The sequence below is a fragment of the Robertmurraya sp. GLU-23 genome (assembly GCF_052983275.1).
Genome location: NZ_JBRKCV010000018.1, coordinates 77,960 through 99,211, shown reverse-complemented (window position 1 = coordinate 99,211; position 21,252 = coordinate 77,960). Strand labels below are relative to the sequence as shown.

At 38.1% G+C, this 21,252-nt stretch carries 23 protein-coding genes, 2 tRNA genes, 2 rRNA genes and 2 pseudogenes; 19 read left to right on the top strand and 10 right to left on the bottom strand.

Going from position 1 to position 21,252, the window contains the following annotated elements; translation table 11 throughout:
- From ACVBAX_RS21310 to tsaD, 8 genes are all read left to right on the top strand, one after another.
- Window positions 1–124 (top strand): 23S ribosomal RNA (locus ACVBAX_RS21310); the annotation flags it as partial.
- Window positions 125–201: 77 nt separating this feature from the next.
- Window positions 202–317: ribosomal RNA gene (gene rrf / locus ACVBAX_RS21305) — 5S ribosomal RNA — on the top strand.
- 26 nt (window positions 318–343) lie between these two features.
- A tRNA-Met gene (locus ACVBAX_RS21300) sits at window positions 344–417 on the top strand.
- Window positions 418–451: 34 nt separating this feature from the next.
- Window positions 452–527, top strand: a tRNA-Asp gene (locus ACVBAX_RS21295).
- Between the two features lie 452 nt (window positions 528–979).
- Window positions 980–1,435, top strand: coding sequence for a tRNA (adenosine(37)-N6)-threonylcarbamoyltransferase complex ATPase subunit type 1 TsaE (tsaE, locus tag ACVBAX_RS21290; protein ID WP_447118751.1), 456 nt, complete (start codon window positions 980–982; stop codon window positions 1,433–1,435).
- Entirely contained in the window at window positions 1,435–2,142 is a 708-nt protein-coding gene (gene tsaB / locus ACVBAX_RS21285) for a tRNA (adenosine(37)-N6)-threonylcarbamoyltransferase complex dimerization subunit type 1 TsaB (RefSeq protein WP_447118750.1), read from the top strand. The genes tsaE and tsaB overlap by 1 nt, the downstream gene beginning before the upstream one ends.
- Entirely contained in the window at window positions 2,129–2,605 is a 477-nt protein-coding gene (rimI, locus tag ACVBAX_RS21280; RefSeq protein WP_447118749.1) for a ribosomal protein S18-alanine N-acetyltransferase, read from the top strand. The genes tsaB and rimI overlap by 14 nt, the downstream gene beginning before the upstream one ends.
- Window positions 2,602–3,630: a tRNA (adenosine(37)-N6)-threonylcarbamoyltransferase complex transferase subunit TsaD gene (gene tsaD / locus ACVBAX_RS21275; RefSeq protein ID WP_447118748.1), complete on the top strand. Its 1,029-nt coding sequence runs from the start codon at window positions 2,602–2,604 to the stop codon at window positions 3,628–3,630. Before rimI ends, tsaD begins: the two co-directional genes overlap by 4 nt.
- A gap of 214 nt (window positions 3,631–3,844) precedes the next feature.
- Here the strand turns inward: tsaD and ACVBAX_RS21270 are convergent, their stop codons facing one another.
- Window positions 3,845–5,767, bottom strand: coding sequence for an ABC-F family ATP-binding cassette domain-containing protein (locus ACVBAX_RS21270; protein ID WP_447118747.1), 1,923 nt, complete (start codon window positions 5,765–5,767; stop codon window positions 3,845–3,847).
- Between the two features lie 139 nt (window positions 5,768–5,906).
- On the opposite strand from ACVBAX_RS21270, the gene moaC reads away from it, so the two are divergent.
- On the top strand, window positions 5,907–6,401 hold the full coding sequence (moaC, locus tag ACVBAX_RS21265) for a cyclic pyranopterin monophosphate synthase MoaC (protein WP_447118746.1): 495 nt from the start codon (window positions 5,907–5,909) through the stop codon (window positions 6,399–6,401).
- 27 nt (window positions 6,402–6,428) lie between these two features.
- Window positions 6,429–7,091 (top strand): redox-sensing transcriptional repressor Rex, encoded by a 663-nt coding sequence (locus ACVBAX_RS21260; protein WP_447118745.1) that lies wholly within the window; start codon window positions 6,429–6,431, stop codon window positions 7,089–7,091.
- Window positions 7,092–7,118: 27 nt separating this feature from the next.
- Here ACVBAX_RS21260 and ACVBAX_RS21255 read toward each other — a convergent pair whose 3' ends face one another.
- Together ACVBAX_RS21255 and ACVBAX_RS21250 are read right to left on the bottom strand one after the other, a co-directional pair.
- Entirely contained in the window at window positions 7,119–7,331 is a 213-nt protein-coding gene (locus ACVBAX_RS21255) for a YdiK family protein (RefSeq protein WP_119706379.1), read from the bottom strand.
- On the bottom strand, window positions 7,328–8,065 hold the full coding sequence (locus ACVBAX_RS21250) for a CPBP family intramembrane glutamic endopeptidase (protein WP_447118744.1): 738 nt from the start codon (window positions 8,063–8,065) through the stop codon (window positions 7,328–7,330). Before ACVBAX_RS21250 ends, ACVBAX_RS21255 begins: the two co-directional genes overlap by 4 nt.
- Window positions 8,066–8,366: 301 nt before the next feature.
- On the opposite strand from ACVBAX_RS21250, the gene groES reads away from it, so the two are divergent.
- Window positions 8,367–8,651, top strand: a complete 285-nt coding sequence (groES, locus tag ACVBAX_RS21245; RefSeq protein ID WP_066057304.1) for a co-chaperone GroES — start codon at window positions 8,367–8,369, stop codon at window positions 8,649–8,651.
- 73 nt (window positions 8,652–8,724) lie between these two features.
- Complete coding sequence (groL, locus tag ACVBAX_RS21240) at window positions 8,725–10,350, top strand: chaperonin GroEL (protein ID WP_119706382.1); 1,626 nt, start codon at window positions 8,725–8,727, stop codon at window positions 10,348–10,350.
- Window positions 10,351–10,451: 101 nt separating this feature from the next.
- Here groL and ACVBAX_RS21235 read toward each other — a convergent pair.
- A pseudogene (locus tag ACVBAX_RS21235) lies at window positions 10,452–10,649 on the bottom strand (tyrosine-type recombinase/integrase); the annotation flags it as partial.
- Window positions 10,650–10,660: 11 nt separating this feature from the next.
- Here ACVBAX_RS21235 and ACVBAX_RS21230 point away from each other — a divergent pair.
- A complete protein-coding gene (locus ACVBAX_RS21230) occupies window positions 10,661–11,035 on the top strand; it encodes an isochorismatase family protein (RefSeq protein ID WP_447118756.1) in 375 nt (124 codons plus the stop codon).
- A gap of 199 nt (window positions 11,036–11,234) precedes the next feature.
- Here the strand turns inward: ACVBAX_RS21230 and ACVBAX_RS21225 are convergent, their stop codons facing one another.
- The 3 genes from ACVBAX_RS21225 to ACVBAX_RS21215 all read right to left on the bottom strand — a co-directional run bounded on the left by ACVBAX_RS21225 (window position 11,235) and on the right by ACVBAX_RS21215 (window position 13,657).
- A complete protein-coding gene (locus ACVBAX_RS21225) occupies window positions 11,235–11,855 on the bottom strand; it encodes an NAD(P)-dependent oxidoreductase (RefSeq protein WP_447118743.1) in 621 nt (206 codons plus the stop codon).
- 316 nt (window positions 11,856–12,171) lie between these two features.
- Window positions 12,172–12,627, bottom strand: a complete 456-nt coding sequence (locus ACVBAX_RS21220; RefSeq protein ID WP_447118742.1) for a hypothetical protein — start codon at window positions 12,625–12,627, stop codon at window positions 12,172–12,174.
- Window positions 12,628–12,652: 25 nt separating this feature from the next.
- On the bottom strand, window positions 12,653–13,657 hold the full coding sequence (locus ACVBAX_RS21215; protein WP_447118741.1) for a DUF3231 family protein: 1,005 nt from the start codon (window positions 13,655–13,657) through the stop codon (window positions 12,653–12,655).
- A 952-nt stretch (window positions 13,658–14,609) separates the two neighbouring features.
- Between ACVBAX_RS21215 and ACVBAX_RS21210 the strand changes: the two genes are divergently transcribed.
- On the top strand, window positions 14,610–15,362 hold the full coding sequence (locus ACVBAX_RS21210; protein ID WP_447118740.1) for a GTP cyclohydrolase II: 753 nt from the start codon (window positions 14,610–14,612) through the stop codon (window positions 15,360–15,362).
- Window positions 15,363–15,405: 43 nt separating this feature from the next.
- A pseudogene (locus ACVBAX_RS21205) lies at window positions 15,406–15,547 on the top strand (bifunctional diaminohydroxyphosphoribosylaminopyrimidine deaminase/5-amino-6-(5-phosphoribosylamino)uracil reductase RibD); the annotation flags it as partial.
- A gap of 259 nt (window positions 15,548–15,806) precedes the next feature.
- Here ACVBAX_RS21205 and ACVBAX_RS21200 read toward each other — a convergent pair.
- The 3 genes from ACVBAX_RS21200 to ACVBAX_RS21190 form a co-directional block, all read right to left on the bottom strand.
- Entirely contained in the window at window positions 15,807–16,853 is a 1,047-nt protein-coding gene (locus ACVBAX_RS21200; protein ID WP_447118739.1) for an LLM class flavin-dependent oxidoreductase, read from the bottom strand.
- A 49-nt stretch (window positions 16,854–16,902) separates the two neighbouring features.
- Window positions 16,903–17,220: an ArsR/SmtB family transcription factor gene (locus tag ACVBAX_RS21195; protein WP_447118738.1), complete on the bottom strand. Its 318-nt coding sequence runs from the start codon at window positions 17,218–17,220 to the stop codon at window positions 16,903–16,905.
- Between the two features lie 200 nt (window positions 17,221–17,420).
- A complete protein-coding gene (locus ACVBAX_RS21190) occupies window positions 17,421–18,011 on the bottom strand; it encodes a TetR/AcrR family transcriptional regulator (protein ID WP_447118737.1) in 591 nt (196 codons plus the stop codon).
- Between the two features lie 181 nt (window positions 18,012–18,192).
- On the opposite strand from ACVBAX_RS21190, the gene ACVBAX_RS21185 reads away from it, so the two are divergent.
- The 4 genes from ACVBAX_RS21185 to ACVBAX_RS21170 all read left to right on the top strand — a co-directional run bounded on the left by ACVBAX_RS21185 (window position 18,193) and on the right by ACVBAX_RS21170 (window position 21,250).
- Window positions 18,193–19,542 carry an MATE family efflux transporter gene (locus ACVBAX_RS21185; RefSeq protein WP_447118736.1) on the top strand — a complete coding sequence of 450 codons (1,350 nt, stop codon included), beginning with the start codon at window positions 18,193–18,195 and terminating at the stop codon, window positions 19,540–19,542.
- A 73-nt stretch (window positions 19,543–19,615) separates the two neighbouring features.
- Window positions 19,616–19,993: a hypothetical protein gene (locus ACVBAX_RS21180; protein ID WP_447118735.1), complete on the top strand. Its 378-nt coding sequence runs from the start codon at window positions 19,616–19,618 to the stop codon at window positions 19,991–19,993.
- Between the two features lie 621 nt (window positions 19,994–20,614).
- Window positions 20,615–20,917, top strand: coding sequence for an urease subunit gamma (locus tag ACVBAX_RS21175; RefSeq protein ID WP_447118734.1), 303 nt, complete (start codon window positions 20,615–20,617; stop codon window positions 20,915–20,917).
- 18 nt (window positions 20,918–20,935) lie between these two features.
- Complete coding sequence (locus ACVBAX_RS21170) at window positions 20,936–21,250, top strand: urease subunit beta (protein ID WP_447118733.1); 315 nt, start codon at window positions 20,936–20,938, stop codon at window positions 21,248–21,250.
- Window positions 21,251–21,252: the final 2 nt, after the last annotated feature.

Sequence of the window (21,252 nt, the reverse complement as noted above, 5' to 3'; positions counted from 1 at the left end):
AGATGAGATTTCCCATAGCGCAAGCTAGTAAGATCCCTGAAAGATGATCAGGTTGATAGGTCAGAGGTGGAAGCGCGGCGACGTGTGGAGCTGACTGATACTAATCGATCGAGGACTTAACCAAATTTAAGATGAAACGTATTTCTTCTTCTTCATTCATTATCTAGTTTTGAAGGAATGATTCCTTCAATTGAATACTGGTCTAGTGGCGATAGCGAAAAGGTCACACCCGTTCCCATACCGAACACGGAAGTTAAGCTTTTCAGCGCCGATGGTAGTTGAGGGTTTCCCTCTGTGAGAGTAGGACGTCGCTAGGCTGTATTACAGATTTAATTATTATTGTCGCGGGGTGGAGCAGTCTGGTAGCTCGTCGGGCTCATAACCCGAAGGTCGCAGGTTCAAATCCTGTCCCCGCAATCAATTGATCTTCAAGGAAACTTGAAGATACCCTGGTCCCGTGGTGTAGCGGTTAACATGCCTGCCTGTCACGCAGGAGATCGCCGGTTCGATCCCGGTCGGGACCGCCATTTTCATATTTTAGTAGAAGCAAACGAACCAAAATGGATTCGTTTTTTTGTTTTTATAGAGATTTTTTAATGAAAGACGATATTTATGGCTAAAATGGAATGAAAACAGTGTAGAACACAGTTGCGCACACTCAAATATCGATAAAAATGAATGTTGTTGTGTATTTACTTGCGATTCTCGAGATATATTTGCGATTCTGGAAATTTATTTGCGATTCTCGAGATATATTTGCGATCCCAACCATATAAATGCGATTCACAATATTTACTTGCGATCTCAACCCAACCCAATACACTGTCCACAAACTAAACAAAAATCAATCGCACACTAAAAACTACATACAAAACCAAGCTTTTTTGCTCATTTTTTTAAAATCATGTACACTTATAAGAGACTAGCCTTAGGATCCTGTCCTAAGGCTTTTTTATAAAAGAATTGGGTGATTAATTCAATGATCGAATACATAGTAAGAACAAACAGTACGGAAGAGACTTTACAATTTTCAAAGGAACTTGCACAGAAGCTTCAACCAGGAGATGTGATTACATTAGAGGGGGATCTTGGTGCAGGAAAGACAACTTTTACTAAAGGACTCGCAGTGGGGCTTGATATTAACAAAAATGTAAGTAGCCCGACTTTTACAATTATAAAAGAATATAACGGAAGACTCCCTCTTTATCATATGGATGTGTACCGCTTAGAGGATTCCTATGAAGACTTAGGCTTTGATGAATATTTTGAAGGTCAGGGAGTAACGGTTGTGGAGTGGGCTCATTTAATTGAAGAGCAACTACCAAACGAGCTTCTACAAATAAAAATTACTCATGGTGAAGAGAATTCTCGGAGCTTAACGATAACACCAAAAGGAAAACGATATGAAATGCTTTGTAAGGAGCTATTTGTCTAATGAAAGTACTAGCGATAGATACATCAAATTATCCACTGGGTATTTCCTTAATTGATGACCAGCAAGTGATTGGGGAGTATATAACCAATATTAAAAAGAATCATTCGGTCCGTGTGATGCCAGCGATTGAAAACCTATGCAGGGAATGTGACATTAAACCAACAGACCTAGAAAAAATCGTAGTCGCAGAAGGTCCTGGTTCCTATACTGGTGTTCGTATAGGAGTAACGATTGCGAAAACATTGGCGTGGACGTTACAAATTCCGCTTGTTGGGGTTTCAAGCATAGAAGTGTTAGCATCATCAGCGGCACGCTACTTCCCAGGTTATGTGGCTCCACTATTTGACGCTAGAAGAGGACAAGTCTATACCGGCCTGTATCGCTTCCAAAATGGCACACTCGAGACAGTTAAAAAAGACCAACTGGTGTTAGCTGCAGATTGGGCGGAGCGCTTAAAGGAGATGCCTGATCCTGTTTTGTTTGTTGGGAATGATCTTCCGATGCACAAGGAAGTATTAGCAAACATAATGGGAGATCAAGCAAGATTTGCTCATTACACAGAACATAATCCACGTCCTGGAGAGCTAGCTCAATTAGGGATCAATCGTGAACCAGTAGATGTACACACCTTTGTACCAAATTATATTCGATTAGCTGAAGCTGAAGCGAAATGGATAGAAGGGAAGAAAGAAAATGATGCAAAATGAAGAGACTCACTCTTTAACGGATTCCTTTGTGTTTCGATATTTGAAGGAAGAAGATATTGATCAAATCTTAAAAATTGAGGAACTTTCATTTGCAACCCCTTGGACTAGGCAATCATTTGAAAATGAGCTGAAATTAAATCAATTCGCTGTCTATCTTGTTTTAGAAAAGGAAGGTCAAATTCTAGGGTATTGTGGAATGTGGCTGATTGTTGATGAGGCACATATTACAAACATAGCAGTCTTACCTGAATTTCGTGGGCAAAAGCTTGGAGAAGCAATCCTTCGTATGATCATGGAGGTTGCAAAGAAGAAGGGTGCAAAGACGATGACACTTGAGGTACGTATTTCGAACACAGTGGCACAATCTTTGTACCGTAAGCTCGGCTTTATGAACGGTGGAATACGAAAGAACTATTATACTGATAATTATGAGGATGCATTAGTCATGTGGGTGACATTATGAGTGAAAAAAACCAATATATATTAGGTATCGAAACAAGCTGTGATGAAACAGCTGTTGCCATTGTAAAAGATGGACATGAAATTATAGCAAATATCGTTGCTTCACAAATTGAAAGCCATAAGCGCTTCGGCGGAGTGGTTCCTGAGATTGCTTCTCGTCATCATGTGGAGCAAATCACGATTGTCATAGAAGAAGCGATGAGAGTGGCTGAATTACAGTTTTCAGATATTGATGCGATTGCTGTAACGGAGGGGCCAGGGCTTGTCGGTGCCTTATTAATAGGGGTAAACGCAGCCAAGGCGCTGAGCTTTGCTCATGGTATTCCTCTAGTAGGAATCCACCATATCGCTGGTCATATTTATGCAAATCGGTTGATAAAGGAAATGGATTTTCCACTACTCTCTTTAGTTGTTTCTGGTGGACATACTGAGCTCGTTTATATGAAGGAACATGGCCATTTTGAGGTAATTGGGGAAACAAGAGACGATGCAGCAGGTGAAGCGTACGATAAAGTAGCTAGGACGTTAAAAATGCCCTATCCAGGTGGACCACATATTGACAGATTAGCCGCTGTTGGCTCACCCGTTATTGATTTACCGAGAGCCTGGTTAGAGGAAGGGTCATATGATTTTAGCTTTAGTGGATTAAAATCAGCAGTTATCAACACCGTCCACAATGCAGAGCAACGGGGAGAAATCATTGCACCTGAAGACCTTGCAGCAAGTTTTCAACAAAGTGTAATCGATGTGTTGGTAACTAAGACGGTACGTGCGGCCAAGCAACATTCAGTGAAGCAAGTGTTATTAGCAGGAGGAGTGGCTGCTAATAAAGGACTGCGTAGCGCACTAGAGAGAGAGTTCGCTGCTATTGAAGGCGTAGAATTAATTATTCCTCCACTTTCTTTATGCACAGATAACGCAGCCATGATTGCTGCTGCTGGAAGTATCATGTATGAAAAAGGACAAAGAAGTGACTTTACCTTAAATGCAAATCCAGGATTAGACCTATCTATCCACAACACATAACTGTAGGAAAAAGTCCCTATCACGTGATAGGGGCTATTTTTTGTGTATAAACACTGTTTCGACAAGTTTCACTGTGTATAATGTGGATAAAATAAACTAAAATTGTGGATAATGTGGAAAACCCTGTGGAAAGCACATATAAAAACAATTTAGCTGTGAACAAAATTGTGGAAAAGAAAAACCGGGATAGATTTATTCTCCCGGTTCTTTTTGCTTATTCAGCCAGTTCACTCCATTCTTCTAGTAACTCATCTAACTGGAGTTTGGCTGTTTCCGTTTCTTCATTAATTTTGACCACTCTTTCGTGGTCTTGAAAAATTTCTGGATCACAAAGCAGTGTATTATTTTTTTCAATCGTTGCTTCGAGCTGTTCAATCAATCCTTCTATTTCTTCGATGCGTCGTTTTCGTTGACGCTCTAATTTCTTGGCTTCCTTATCGATTTGATACGTGTTTTTTTCTGGAGAAGCTACCACGGTAACTGCAGCCTTTTCTGCTTGTTCAATGGCTTTAAGTTCTTCTTGTTCAAGCTTCTTTTCCACGTAATAATCATAATCCCCAAGATACTCAACAGCAGCAGTTTTACTAAGCTCAATCACCTTTGTAGCAATGCGATTAATGAAGTATCGATCATGAGAAACAAAAAGAATTGTACCTGGATAATCCACTAGCGCGTTTTCTAATATTTCCTTACTGTCCAAGTCCAAATGGTTGGTAGGCTCATCTAGTATAAGAAGATTCGCTTTTTGCATCATGAGTTTAGCGAGTGCAAGCCGTGCTTTTTGCCCACCGCTAAGGGTAGATACGTTTTTTAACACATCGTCACCGGTAAATAGGAAATTTCCTAGGACAGTCCGGATTTCCTTTTCACTTTTAAGAGGGTATTCGTCCCAAAGCTCATTTAACACGCGCTTGTTTGAAGTCAGAGCTGCTTGTTCCTGGTCATAATAGCCAATGCTAACATTGGAACCGTAATGAACTTGTCCTTCTAACGGTTGTAACGTTCCTTGAATGGTTTTGAGTAAGGTTGATTTTCCAATCCCATTCGGTCCAACTAAGGCAACGGAATCTCCTCTAGTAATTCGGAGGGAAAGTTCTTCAGCTATTCGTTTATCATGATAGCCAACTGCTAGGGAGTGGACATTTAACACTTCATTGCCACTTTGCTTTTCAATATCAAAACCGAAGGAGGCGGACTTTTCATCTCCAAGAGGTTTGTCCATGACTTGCATTCTCTCAAGCTTCTTCCTTCTACTCTGGGCCCGCTTGGTGGTTGATGCACGAGCAAGATTCTTTTGAATAAAGTCCTGTAGCTTGGTTATTTCATCTTGTTGTTTTTCGTATTGCTTAAGATCACGCTCGTAGTTTTCGGCTTTTTGATCAAGATAAGAACTGTAGTTTCCTGAGAATTTGCTGATTTGGTTCCTAGAGATTTCGTACACTTGATTGACCACTTTATCTAAAAAGTAGCGATCATGGGATACGATTAAGATCGCACCTGTGTAGCCAGTCAGGTATTGCTCTAGCCAAGACAACGTATCAATATCTAGATGGTTGGTCGGTTCGTCCAAAATAAGAATATCAGGCTTCGTTAATAGCAGCTTCGCTAAAGCTAAACGAGTTTTCTGGCCACCACTTAAGCTATCAATTTTCGTAGTGTAATCGAAAGAGTGAAAGTTTAAGCCATGTAGGACAGAACGTATATCAGATTCGTACTGATACCCTCCATTCTCCTTAAATTCGTTTTGGAGATGGTCATATTCTTTTATTGTTCGCTCGTACAATGCAGCATTTTCAAACACGTTAGGATCAGCCATTTTTTCCTCGAGCTTACGAAGCTCTTTCTCTTGGTTCATAACCTGTTCAAAAACGGTAAGCATTTCTTCCCAAATGGATAATCCGGAGACAAGACCTGTATTCTGAGCCAAATACCCGATCGTTACATGTTTGGGCTTGATTAAATCACCTGATTCATAGGAAAGGTGACCGGCAATAATCTTGAGTAAAGTAGATTTTCCGGCCCCATTTCTGCCTACTAAGGCAATACGGTCTCTTGTTTGAACTTCTAGTTTTATATTCGATAAAATAAGGTCAGCTCCATAAGACTTGGAAAGCTGGTTCACTTGTAGTAGTATCATTGATTTCACCTCTATACTTCTACGGTTAGTGTATCGCATTCAATACGGATGAGCAATGATATGAGTTGTGAACTATGTTACAATGTTTTCACACAGAACAAGGAAAATAGTGTATGATTTTGAAAGAGGTGTATAATAGATGTCAGAGTTCACTCATTTTAATAAAGAAGGCAGAGCGAAAATGGTAGATGTGAGTGATAAGCCCGAAACCGTACGGACGGCTATTGCCCATTCTAGTATCACAGTCAATCAAGAGATATATGATCGTATTACACATAACCAAATGAAAAAAGGTGATGTGCTAGCAGTTGCACAGGTTGCTGCCGTTATGGCTAGTAAAAAAACATGGGATATTATTCCAATGTGCCATCCTATTCCACTTACCGGTGTCGATATTTCTTTTGATTGGGAATCAGATAACCATTGCCATACTCTACATATTTCTGCTAGTGTAAAGACAAAAGGAAATACAGGTGTAGAAATGGAAGCGTTAACAGCCGCTTCTGTTTGTGCGCTTACGGTTTATGATATGTGTAAAGCCATAGATAAAGGAATGGTAATCGGGAAAACATACCTTGTTGAAAAAACGGGTGGTAAAAACGGTGACTTCAAAAGGGAAGAGAGACTATATTAGTTAAAGATAGAAGGTAGGGGAAGAACGATGAGTAATGAATCAATGAAAATCCCACAAGCAACGGCGAAAAGGCTACCATTGTATTATCGCTTTTTAAATAGTTTACACTCATCAGGAAAACAACGAGTTTCATCAGCTGAACTAAGTGAGGCGGTGAAGGTCGATTCTGCAACGATTCGAAGAGATTTTTCATACTTTGGAGCATTAGGTAAAAAGGGATATGGTTACAATGTAAACTATTTATTATCCTTTTTCCGTAAAACACTCGACCAAGATGAGTTAACGAAGGTTGCGTTAATTGGGGTCGGGAATTTAGGGACAGCATTTTTAAATTATAATTTCTTGAAAAATAATAATACAAAAATTGCTGTTGCATTTGACGTAGTAGAAGAGAAGGTAGGCACAAAAATTGGAGAAGTGCCCGTCTATCATATGGATGATCTAGAAGAGGTTATTGAAAGAGAAGATATTCAAGTTGCGATATTAACGGTTCCAGCAACAGTTGCACAATCCATTACCGATCGAATGGTTCAAGGAACGGTGAGAGGGATTTTAAACTTTACACCGGCCCGATTAACGGTTCCATCATCCATCAGGGTTCACCATATTGATCTGGCTATTGAGTTACAGTCACTGGTGTACTTTTTAAAGCACTATTCTTCAGTGGATGAAGAAATGGTAGAGGAATAAACAACAAGCCGCCCCTTAGTGGAGCGGCTATTTCTTTTGCTGTTTCTTCATTTCTTTAATTTTAAAATGTAAAAGAATCATCCGAATGCCTGAACCAATATCAAATGTTGCTAGCAAGACTAGAAGATAGGTAAAAAACCCCCACTCTCCATTTTGCTGTAAGTCCTGAATGGCAAACACTGTGAACAGAGCACCTAAGACGATGTATATAATTCCTGAGAATAAAGGTGACTGTCTCATAAGAAGAATCCTCCAATAAAGCTTTGCATTTGTTCTGCTTGTTTGATTAATTTTTCTATGTCTTCCCTATATACGGATTGCACAAGAACAACGAATGTATTCATCGATACGTGAGCAACAATCGGAACGAGAATCCGATTGGTTTTAACATACAAATACGCAAAGGTGAATCCCATCGCGGAATAAAGTAGGGTGTGCTCGGGCTCCATATGGGCAAAAGAAAAAATGACTGAGCTAAGCAAGGCTGATATAAAAAAGTTAAATCGCTTATAAAAAGCTCCAAAAATGATCTTACGAAAGACAATTTCTTCTAATATAGGACCGATAACGGAGCTAACTACTATCATAATAGGAAAAGACTCAATGATGCGTAAAATCTGCTGCGTATTATCAGATCCTACCTCAATACCAATCAGGCGTTCAATATTCGCAGCAAAGGCTTGGGCAAATAGAGCAAGAAAGACACCTATAATGGCCCAGAGGATCGACCGACCTAAGCTGGCTCCGTTTCTTACTGCATTTGCGTTTACCATCTCATTACGTAACAGCTGCAGGACAATCACAAGTGTGATAGTAAAGCTGATAACAAGCCAAGTGACACCTGCAAACCCTTGAGAGTGATTGGTTTCAAAACCAATCATTTCTAGTACGAGAGAGGTGATAGGGACACCAATAAAGCTTGAAAGCTGCATAGCAATATAAGCAATTAATATAAACCAATATTCACGTTTCAAAACAAGTCTCCTTTTCAATCCAATATAGTTATTCTACTCGTAAACATCAGGTTGTATCAAATAAGAAGAATTATTGTCCGTATTTTAGCATTATATGGATAGAATAGGTGGAAAAGTACATACTTAGTAAGGTTGTATAATTAACAAGTTATGGGAGGACCTTTACAAAAAATTTATAAAAAAAAGCGGTTTCTCGCTTGCAAAAAAGGAAGAGATTCATTAATATAATAGTTGTGTTAGCACTCTAGTTAAGTGAGTGCTAATAATAAAATCTTACATATATTTGAGGAGGTTGTTTCACTTGTTAAAGCCACTAGGTGATCGCATTGTAATTGAGCTAGTTGAAACGGAAGAAAAAACGGCAAGCGGTATTGTACTACCAGACTCTGCTAAAGAGAAGCCTCAAGAAGGCAAAGTAGTTGCTGTCGGCACTGGCCGCGTACTTGAAAGCGGTGAGCGTGTAGCTCTTGAAGTTTCTGTGGACGACCGTATTATCTTCTCAAAATACGCTGGCACAGAAGTGAAGTATGAAGGAAAAGAGTACTTAATTCTACGTGAAAACGATATTCTTGCTATTCTTGGATAAGAGTAGAACTTTATTAATTTAAAACTAAACGAAGACAGAATAGATTGAAAAAACTCGAGGAGGGTATTTTACAATGGCTAAAGAAATTAAGTTTAGTGAAGACGCACGCCGCTCGATGCTTCGTGGGGTAGATGCACTTGCAAATGCGGTAAAAGTAACATTAGGACCAAAAGGACGTAACGTGGTTCTTGAAAAGAAATTCGGTTCACCACTTATTACAAATGATGGTGTAACGATTGCAAAAGAAATCGAACTTGAAGATGCATTCGAAAACATGGGTGCTAAGCTTGTTGCTGAAGTAGCTAGCAAAACAAATGATGTAGCTGGTGACGGTACAACTACTGCAACGGTTCTTGCTCAAGCGATGATTCGTGAAGGCTTAAAGAACGTAACAGCTGGTGCGAACCCAATGGGTATCCGTAAAGGAATGGATAAAGCTGTAGCAGTAGCGGTTGAAGAGCTACGTGCTATTTCAAAGCCAATCGAAAACAAAGCTTCTATCGCTCAAGTTGCGGCTATTTCTGCTGCTGATGATGAAGTTGGTCAATTAATCGCTGAAGCAATGGAGCGCGTTGGTAACGACGGCGTTATCACAATCGAAGAATCAAAAGGCTTCACTACTGAGCTTGATGTAGTAGAAGGTATGCAATTCGATCGTGGATATGCATCTCCATATATGGTAACGGACTCTGATAAAATGGAAGCTGTTTTAGACAATCCATTTATTTTAATTACAGATAAGAAAATTGGAAGCATCCAAGAAATCCTTCCAGTTCTAGAGCAAGTAGTACAACAAGGAAAGCCATTATTACTTGTTGCTGAGGATGTTGAAGGGGAAGCATTAGCTACATTAGTAGTGAACAAGCTTCGCGGAACATTTAATGCAGTAGCAGTTAAAGCTCCTGGTTTCGGTGACCGTCGTAAAGCTATGCTTGAAGACATTGCTATCTTAACAGGTGGTGAAGTAATCACTGAAGAGCTAGGTCGTGACCTTAAGTCTGCAACGATTCAATCTCTAGGACGCGCTTCTAAAGTTGTTGTGACAAAAGAAAACACAACAATCGTTGAAGGTGCTGGAGACTCTGCACAAATCGCAGGTCGTGTAAACCAAATCCGTGCGCAAATGGAAGAAACAACTTCTGAATTTGACCGCGAAAAATTACAAGAGCGCTTAGCTAAGTTAGCTGGCGGTGTGGCAGTTGTTAAAGTTGGTGCTGCTACTGAAACAGAATTAAAAGAGCGCAAGCTTCGTATCGAAGACGCATTGAACTCTACTCGTGCAGCTGTTGAAGAAGGTATCGTTTCTGGTGGTGGTGTTGCCCTACTTAACGTATACAACAAAGTGGCAGCTCTAGACGTTACCGGTGACGAGAAGACAGGTGTAAACATCGTATTACGTGCGATGGAAGAGCCAGTTCGTACAATCGCACACAATGCGGGTCTTGAAGGATCTGTTATCGTTGAGCGCTTAAAGCGTGAAGAAGTAGGAACAGGCTTCAACGCAGCTACTGGCGAGTGGGTAAATATGATCGAAGCTGGTATCGTTGACCCTACTAAGGTAACTCGTTCAGCACTTCAAAACGCTGGATCTGTTGCTGCAATGTTCTTAACAACTGAAGCAGTTGTTGCTGACATTAAAGAAGACACTCCTGCAATGCCTGACATGGGCGGCATGGGTGGAATGGGCGGCATGATGTAATAAGGGGTTTAAAACCTTGTTATATCAACGTCTAAAATCATAATATGATTTTCTTGTCCTCGTTTTCTATAAAACATCGAATCCATGACAAAAAAAGCTAACTATAGGAGAAGGTCTTTCATCAGTTTACTAAACTGTTGGGAGGCCTTTTCTTCCATATTGGAGGTCATGTGAGCATAGATATTCATTGTAGTATTAATGTCCGTATGTCCTAGCCGCTGTTGTATCTCTTTAATACCAACTCCAGCTTCAATCAATAATGAAGTGTGGGTATGTCTAAATGAGTGTGGAGTAATGTGGTGTCAACCCGATTTGCCAGACGGGGATTTGGGGAGCGGAATTTTACGAAGTTGCACCGCAGCTGAATGACATCATTGTGAAGAAGCATCGTTACAGCGGATTCGTTCATACTAGGCTGGAGTCCATATTGCGAACTCTTAAAATCGAAACCTTGATTTTAACAGGCGTCAGCACGAATCTTTGTGTGGAATCAACCGCCAGAGACGGGTTTATGCTTGATTATCGAATTGTGCTCATGAAAGATGCCTGTGCTGCTTTTTCGCAGGAAGAACACGATATGATCTTAAAAACCGTGGATACCTATTTTGGAATGGTGGCAGCTACGGAACAGGTTGTTTCCTTTTGGCGGATGCACACGACCCAATCTCCCCAGTTTTTGACCTAAACAGTTGATGGACAAAAAAACGTCCATGCTTATTTAGACACCCCAACAATAAAACAGTGGTAGCCTAGGATGAGAAAATAAAGTTCTAGCCTGTCGCTGTTTTATTGCTAACTTCACCAAAGAGTGGGGACTATTGCCGCATCTCATTTTCCTTTTAAAAAAAGGGTTAATCCAATATGAAAGTAGTATAAGAATATTATTAGTAGGCGATACCTACACGTGATTTTATATAATCGCTTGTTTTTATCTGTTTAAATGTAAATTCTGCTGTATCCGGTACGGATATTTTAGCTCCACCCTCCGGCAAAAAATTTCGGTCTATTCGATATTTGCCTACCCTTTCTCCATCCGGCAAGTATGTAGGACAGACAATCGTCCATTCGAGGGTTGATTGTTTGAGTATATCATAAACTTTATGATGTTCTATCGCTGCACGAGTTGACTTCTGCTTTGATTCACTTGATTGATAACGCAGAGAATTTGGTGTGATTCTACTTTGCAGAATACCTGCAGTTCCTACAGTTATTATTCGTTTTATACCTTCGTTTTCCATTGCTTCGATAATTAGTAGCATACTTTCTGATAGAGTGGTTGTCCCGTCAGTATTTAGTGAACTAATAACTACATCAATCCCTTGCATAGCACGTACGATATCATCTTTATTTAAAACATTCCCTTGAATAATGGTTAAATTTTCATTGTTTATTTGAAGCTTCTCTGGAGTGCGAACTAATACAGTAACATTATGTCTGTCATGAAGGGCAAAAGTAACTATTTGACTTCCAACTCGTCCAGTTGCACCTAAAACTAAAATATTCATAAGAATGAGGCTCCTTTTGTAAATACGAATATTTTACTATAAAAGTTATTTTATTGCCTTTTTCAACTATCCAGAAAGATAAAAGTTGTAAGCAAAGTGTTGATCTTTTTATCACTTTATTAAGGGCTACTGATGTAGCCCTTTTATATTTATAACGACAGTTTGTGAAAGAATGTACTTACCACTAAAGGGGGCGATTCTTCCATAAAGGAGATCGCTTTTTCTTATTCGACTAACGGAGCAGTTTAGTTTAATAAACTTCGCTTATTCAACGTAAAAAACCATCCACTTTTGATAGTAAATAGAGGATGGTTTTCTAAGGAATGTTCTTAATGATTTCTCTAGTAATAAATCCAATGATTATTCCAGGAAAAACAAACACTATTGGGAGCCAAACAGGACCCAATAACACTCCAAATATCATTAAGTTCGAGGAAAAAATCAATCCAACAGTTACAAAAAATGCAGTAAACACATATGGAAGAAAAGAATAAGGGTCTTTCCCTCCGCCTGCATCTTTAACTGCATCCCACATAGAGAAAAAATACAAACAAGGATAAAACATCAACCACTGATATTCAGCATGTTGTATGGCATCTCCAATTTCTCCATGAAAACTTAGAAGTATGACCTGATTAAAATTAGCTTTTACATTAATCAAAAATTCAAGTATTAATAAAACTGTGCCTTTAAAATATTTTCCGTTTAAAAACTGCCCAAACCCAGGAAGGGCGATGCTCCACAGTAGTTTTTCAAATGCACTCTTTTTCACTTATATATGCCCTGGTAACTGTTTATTACACTTCTTTAGCAATTTCTTTTCTATTAGGAGCAAGAGGCGGTTGTTCTAACCATTTATTTTGTACCATAAGGTTATACCATTTCTTTGTTACCATAAGATTTTTTAGAATAGTACCTTCATAAGCGGTCACAAGGTCTGTTCGCATGGCAGATGCTAGACCTGCTCCATGATAATTTTGTGCAGCTTGGAACAGGAAACCAATATGGTACAACATTAACTTATCGGAGAAAGGAGAGTCCGTTGAAGTTGTCACTTCTGTTTCCCAAGATTTCGGAACTGGCAAATTATCTAATTGCATTATTTTTGAAAATGATTTTATTTGTCCATCAGCCGTTTTCTCGGAATCCATTAAAAACTTCCTTACTTCTTTTGTTTGAGCGACTTGACTGAATGCGATAGAAAGGGTTTTAGCCATAATGCTTTTCTTTAGGTTGAAAGATATACTGATGATTTCTGTCGCTGCTAATTTTCTTCCTTTTCCGAAAATCCCATCTGTAAAATCTTGGCTGGAAACAAACTCTGGGTTTTTAGCTGGATAAAATAAAGGGTCTCTCTGAAAACTTCCTTTCTCAAGCAATAACTCAATGGTTTGATGATACATCTTTTTTGCATCGTTATCACTAGAATCGTAAAAATCTCTTAAATCTTTTCTAACCGATACGGCTAATGAAGTGCTGTGACCCAACAAACCATGTAATGTCATGATATGTAAATAATTCAGGCAGAATATATCCGTGAACAATCTCGGTTTATCTTTAAAAAGGTCAGATTCAGTAAATCCAATTGGAACTGGAAATCCCTCATTCTCCATAAATGTCACGATTTGTTTCTTTTGTTTTTCAAATGTATTAATAGCATCCTCAAAAATGACTTTTATCGGTTCGTCCTCAATAATAGAAACCATATATCTATTTACCACATCTATCATTGTACCGTTCACATATTCTCCCCAAAGTGTTCCTATTTCGGAAGATGTGAGTTTTAATTTATTCTCATTCACATTATCACCTCTAGGATATTATTTACCAATTCAGCAAGAGATATGAAATTCTTATTTGAACTTTAAAAGAGGAAAAAGACTCTTAGAAAAGACGAAATCACTAAAAAAGGCAAGCAAAAACTTTGCTCACCTTTTTCCTACTACAATGCGAATCAGACGACACTTATGGAATACTCAATGCTTAAGTTAAAAACGGCATTCTTAACAAAGATGTTAAACTAGCGGTTATATTACTAACTAAGAACGCTAATCTAGTAGCCATTATAATTATGGTTGAGAATAAACTAAAGAGAATATTCAAAGTATATCCCTCCACATTGAAGTATAGTGTTAATTGATAACACTATGGTTATTGTTAATCTGCGAAACAAATTTATTCAGTTGAATACCAAATGTACTATAAGAAAAGCTACTTTTTCAACTAATGGGGGCGTTAGTTGAAGAAGGATTGTCTACTCAAAGACAAAAAGCCCCACACAATTGAGCAGGGCTTTATACTTTATTACATCTAAATTGTCCTCTTTTGTCCTCCTATTTGTCCTCCAATGTTTTATATCGCATTTAAAACATTTGGGTTAAACTATATAAAAAGATTGATGTTAAGTCTTTTCTTATATACCATTTATTTCTATTTTATATGAAAATGAATGGGCGGCATGATGTAAGGCTTGTAAGCCTAACATCTGAGAAGTAGTGAAAGCAATTTTTCGCCCGTTCTGAGAAGTAGTCATGTGAAAAACTTATATCAATAGCAATAACCACTTCCTATAAAATTTAGAGAGTGGTTTTTTGTGTTATTAAAATTTGCGTATCAAGACTTTTTGGACGATTAGTTACCAAAAGGTTATTATATTACTTTAAGGTTCCTACTTTACAAAAGTTACCAGTCGATTTATCATATATTAATATATTCGCAAGAGGAGTTATAACTAGCCTGGAAGGTGGAATTCAGATGATACAAACAAAGTTAAAACCAATTCTTTCTGTACTTGAAGATAAATTTAAATTAATTAAAATAGAAAAAGGCGCCATCTATTTAGTGGGACCTATAAATCTTCCTGTTAATTTGTATGGAGAAACAGTCGTGTTTAAATGGTATTGCTGGTTAAATTGTGAAGAGGTAACCGAGGATTTTGATCGAATTATTGAAAAGTTATCCTCAGCTAATTTGGCTGAATTCCAGCAATCCAGTGTTTTAACCTATGGCGATTTTGCCTATAGCGACGAAGCATTAATTAGAATGCATTCCATCTGTCATACAGGAGATATTTTTGGAAGCAAAAGATGTGATTGTGGATTTCAATTAAAACAATCCATGAAAAATATTGTTGAGCATGGTACAGGAGCTTTATTTTATCTAGCAAATCACGAAGGAAGAGGAATTGGTCTATTTAGTAAAGCGATGGCTTACATTCTTCAAGAAAATGACTACGATACTGTTGAGGCAAATGAAGCCCTTGGTTTTGTTGATGATTCTAGAAATTATAGTGATGCTATTCATGTATTAGAAGCGTTGAGAAGTAAACCTGTTACCCTAATGACCAATAACCCCAAAAAACTAGAGGCATTAAAAAATGCAGGTTTAACTGTATCAGGAAGACAGGCGCTATGGGGTGATCAATCAGCGTTTAATAAAAAGTATCTAGCAACAAAAGTAAACCGTTCGGGTCATATAGGAGAAGAGGAGACATTTAGTAATGACTAGTCATGAATTCTACATAGATTTGGCTATATAAAATGCAAAGGCAATGAAAGGGCAGACAGATCCCAATCCGTTAGTAGGAGCTGTAATTGTTAATGACAATCGAGTAGTAGGCATTGGTACCTCATGCTGAAATCCATGCCCTTCGTATGGCTGGGGAAAAGGCACAAGGTGGCACCATTAAAGTCTTTGTAAAAGAATAACCTTACAATAGACATTTGAATTTTCAAGAATAGCTGATTGGGCAGAACTATATAAGGGTTTTATGTAAGATGAGAGTGAAATGCTAACATTTTGTTAACATTGAGGATATTAATAGAGGCTTCCCAAAAGTTCACTGAATGTTTGGGAAGCCTTTTTTATTTTTAACCGGGGTAAGGTAGGTACTTTGCTGCCCCATACCAGCTAATGTAGCAATATACTTATTCGTTATACACCTCTAAAATCTTACTTTATGAATTCACTTACAATTTCATAGGATCTTAACCGGTCTTCATGATTAAATATATATGAAGTTAACATAATTTCATCTACTTGAGTATTTTCAATCGTTTCTTCGAGTTGTTCCTTAACGGTTTGTGGGCTACCTACAATACTTCCAAATATTGATTGGTAGACAGCTTGTTTTTCATACCCATTCCAAATCTTGTCCATATCCGCTGCTGGTTGGATTTGTACCGGCTTTCCCCGAACCAGTCCGAGAAAATGTTGTTCTGTTGAAGAAAACAACCATTTTGCCTTTTCATCGGTATCTGCTGCTGTTAGGTTCAGCCCCATCATGACATAAGGCTCTTTTAATATATCTGAAGGTCTAAAATTCTCCCTATATGTCTTAATAGCAGGGGTTGTGAAGGATGGAGAAAAGTGACCAGCAAATGAAAAAGGAAGACCTAACTGGGCTGCTAAGCGTGCGCTAAAATCACTTGATCCTAATAACCATATCGGTATTTGTAATCCTTCGCCTGGGATAGCTTTTACTGGATTATTTGAAGCAAATTTAGCTGGATTAAAATAAGCCATCAATTCATTCAATTGATCAGGAAATTCAACATTTCTATCTCTTCTTAAAGCACGTGCTGTTAATTGATCAGTACCTGGTGCACGGCCCAACCCTAAATCTATACGGTTAGGGTATAGGGACTCTAATGTGCCAAATTGCTCTGCGATGACTAAGGAAGAGTGGTTAGGTAACATAATCCCACCAGATCCAACGCGTATTTTGGATGTTCTAGCGGCTATGTGGCTTATGAGGACGGAAGTAGCAGAACTTGCGATTGGCGCCATATTATGGTGTTCTGCCACCCAGTAACGATTAAATCCCCATTCCTCAGCATGCTGCGCCAAATCAAGAGAGTTCTTAAAAGAATCAGCGGGTGTACTCTCAGCACTAACGGTCGATAAGTCAAGAATTGATATTGGAGTAGAGCCTAGTTGTTTTTTTGTTGCAGTATTTTGTTTAGACAAGATGTTGTCCTCCTCTTTTATAAAAAACATTTGATATCTGTATATCTAGATTTATCGATATTTAAGCAAAAAAAAGATCTTAAAGATCATTTTTTATATAGGCAGCAAGTTTTTTTATATTTTCCTCATTCCTACGATAGTAAGTCCATTGTCCGTGACGCTCAGATTCTAGAAGCCCCACTTTCTGCATCATTTGTAAATAGTGTGATACTGTAGATTGTGAAATATTTGCTTTCTCCTGGATGTCCTTAACACATACTCCTCCTTTTTCACTTAGATTTCTTGAAAGATGCATAGATGGCTTATCGAAATGGTTCATGGGGTCCTTCAACCATTTCAACATTTCTAATCTTGTTTTGTTAGCTAACACTTTAAATACTTCAATTTGATTTTCCATGAAACTAAATTAACCAATAAGTTTCACTATGTCAATTCGTGTGTTCGCGAAAACATTTTTGTCTGGATGAAGATAGGCTATTCATTTGAATTAATAAGAGCATAATATTTGAAGATAAAGAAACCACATATCAGGTTCATCTAATATGTGGTTTCTTTATCTAGTATTATGAGATCTTCCTATAAGACTACGATAATTCCTCAAGAGTTTACTGGTTTATGTTGCGTTACGGCTTGCCAGCTCATATCAATAATAGTTTGGATCATGTGCTGATCGAAAGAATGGCTATCATGAATGTGGCCTTTTAAATAATTCATGACAGGATCAAAGGTATAGGTGACGAGAAGTTTCGTATCCACGTCTTTAAATAGGTTTTGTTGTTTTCCTTTTTCAAACATGCTATAGATCGGATGTAATAGGGATTGTCCTTCTTGTTGTGAAAAATTATTGATTAAGGGTGAGTTAGCAAACTGTGTTAAAAATAATAAATGCGCTGTGTTTTCAGATAAAAACTTAATAAAATTTGTCATAGCAAGACTGAAAGCTTCATATGGCTCTATGCTATCGTGGAAATCTTTAAATGTTGCTTCGCTAATATCTTCTTTTACCCCTAAATAGACTTTGTTTATTAAATCCTCCTTATTTTCAAAATAAACATAAATGGTTGCTACAGATACATCTGCCTTTTTGGCAATCTTTGAAATGGATGTTCCTGATAATCCTAATTCATTAATCGATTTAATAGCGGAGTTAAAAATACGGATATATTTAGCATTGTCTTTTATTCGCATGCCAACATTATAAGTGAACGTTCGTTTAATTTCAAATAAATGACTACTCTTTAAAAGGTGAGGGAAAAAGGAAATATTAGGACATTCACATTGATAATTAATGAACATTCGTTTATTATAGGAGGAACTATTTTAAGTTTATAAACAGAACCAGATTATTATTTTGGAAGGTGGAAAATGTGTGAAGGGAGATTTTACAGAAGGTTCGATCTATCGAAAGCTTTTAATATTTTCACTGCCGATTGTATTAACGAATTTACTTCAAGCATCGATGCAATTAATTAATAGTCTGTGGGTCGGGAATTTGCTAAATAGCACAGCATTTGGTGCTGTTACGATTGGAATGTCAGTGATGACCATCGTCTTGGCATTTGCGCTGGGTAGCAACAACGCGACACTGACGATTTTTTCGCAGTTGAGGGGGAAAGGCGATCCTGATGAAATACGACTTTATATGAGTAACTCTATCGTTCTATTAGTTCTCATGTCGCTTGCAGTTGGAGTTTTAGGTTACATTTTTGTTGAACCGTTGCTTGCTCTTCTTAATACACCAGAGTCGCTGATACCTATTGCAAGAGAGTATTTGAAAATTAACTTTATCGGTATCCTGTTTTTAGTTGGTTATAATTTTGTCAGTACAGTGTTACGGGCATTTGGAGATAGTAGAACCCCATTATATTTTATTTTAGCGGGAACGATCGTGAATTCTATTGCGACGCCGGTGTTCATTGTAGGTTTTGGCATGGGTGTGTCAGGCGCTGCTTATGCAACGGTGTTGGGATACTTGGTGGCATTTTTTTACAGCTTGTTTTATGTAGCAAGAAAGTATGTAAAGTATGCATTCAAACTTCAATTGCCGAACTGGATAAAAGTAAAAACGATTTTAGAATTAGGCATTCCGTCCATTATACAAATGATTGTTATTTATGCAGGCATGAATGTCATCTTATCCGCGGTAAATGCATTTGGACCTGAAGCTGTGGCCGGGTTTGGTGCTGCACAACGCTTAGACAACCTCATTTTACTGCCAGCAATGGCGCTTGGTACGGCTGTGAATGCGATGGCTGCACAAAACATAGGGGCAAATAAATGGGATCGCGTTTCGCTAACTTCAAGGGTTGGTGTCATTTATAATATGGGGATCATGTTAGCAATCGCTGTCGTCTTATTCGTTTGCGCAGAACCACTTATTAAGTTATTTATCAAAGATCCAGAGAGTGTTGCTTTTGGAAAATTGTACTTAGAGACGATTGCTTTCTTTTATCCATTCTTAGGCTTGAATTTTATTTTAAATGGGATTGTTCGAGGATCAGGAGCCATGTTCCAGGTATTAGTTTTAAACATTATTTCATTGTGGGTATTTCGAGTTCCATTAACGTATATGGCTTCTTCTCTATTTGGAGAAATAGGGATCGCATTAGGTATGGGAATTAGCTTCTTGATCAGCTGTCTATTTTCAATCGCTTATTATCAGTGGGGCGGCTGGAGGAAAAAGGAATTATTTGCTAATGAACGTTCACTAGCTGTATAAAATCTAGTGAGTAACTCAACTAATCACATTAAAGTTGTGTTATATAAAATAAAAAATTGATGAGGTGAAATCAATGAATCTAGAAGAATATCAGCAAGAGGCATTAAATCACGCATTGACAAAACTTACAATTCCCGAAGGTTACGAAGGAAAGAGTGTTCGCAGTGTTAAACAAGATAAGGTCGATGTTTGGGTGTTTCGTTATGAAAAAGCAAATGGTGAAAATAATGGATTAGGAGGCGAACAGTATTCTTTTACAGTTACACAGGACAAGTACAAAGTCGTTGGCGTGATGTGGATGGATCAACGCTTTGAAAAAGGGCAGTCACACTTCCGTCTCATGGAGAAACGAGAGAAATCGTGGAAGAATACCTCCAAAAAGTGGAGCCAGGTTTATTTCAGCGTTCTGAAAATACATGGATTCGTCGAGAAGATTCTTCCATTATCGTAAATGGAAAAGAAATGACTCTAACCGGAGTTCGATATAAGTTATTTATGCCTGGGGATAACAAATGGGGTTGGGTTATTGTAGGTCCTGATGGAAATATAATGTCTTTCGAACAGGACATGATTTGGATGGGAGGGCGTATATCCGAAATGTGGCTTCATGATTCTTGGATTTTAAGTATAGGTTGAAAAATTCGTTAACTTTCCTTATTCATTTAATTATTGAGACTTAACGATAAAATAGGGATTGTTCAGAGCCAAATGAAGCTTATCGTCAATTAAATTCTCCTATTATTAAAATAATAAATATAGATGGTAGCGCCTTGCGGAATCACGAGGCCCTTTTTTACGCAGGAGATGAAGCTTTCCCATAAGTTCACTGAACTTTTGGGAGGCTTTTTTTATTTTCTAGGCATTTTTAGTTTTCTGACATTGAAATAATCCAAATAGCCCTAAAAGGAGTGTGAAAACCGGCTCTACTCGTTCACAGATGTCCCGTTTTTTTATTTTTTAAAATATTGTAAAAAAAACCAACATATGTTACCTTATTTGTATGTTAGGTTTCCTTACATCGCATGTTAGTTTATGTGTAACTTGGGGTCTATTGAATGAAAGGGTGAGATAAATGAAGCTTACTTCGCGGGAAATGGAGAAATTGATGGTGGTTGTAGCGGCTGATTTAGCACGGCGTCGGCAAAAGCGTGGATTGAAGCTTAATTATCCAGAGGCTGTAGCTATCATTACATATGAAGTCCTTGAAGGTGCGCGAGATGGAAAGACGGTAGCTCAGTTAATGCAGTATGGTGCCACCGTATTATCAAGGGAAGATGTAATGGAGGGTATTCCTGAAATGATTCATGATATTCAGGTGGAGGCAACTTTTCCAGATGGGACAAAGCTTGTGACGGTGCATGACCCCATTCGTTAATATGAGGAGGAGTAATGAATGATTCCTGGTGAGTATGTGTTGAAAAAAGAAGTGATTGTATGCAATGAAAATAAACAATCGAAGAAAATTCAAGTTCTTAATAGAGGAGACCGCCCGATTCAAATAGGATCGCATTTTCATTTCTTTGAAGTCAATTCAGGTTTACACTTTGACCGTGAACAAGCATTTGGGATGCACATTAATATTCCTGCTGGTACTGCTGTGCGTTTTGAGCCAGGAGATCAAAAGGAAGTAGAGCTTGTTCCGTTTTCAGGCGAACAAAAGGTCTACGGTTTAAATAACAAAACAAATGGTCCAGTAGATAGGAGGTAGAC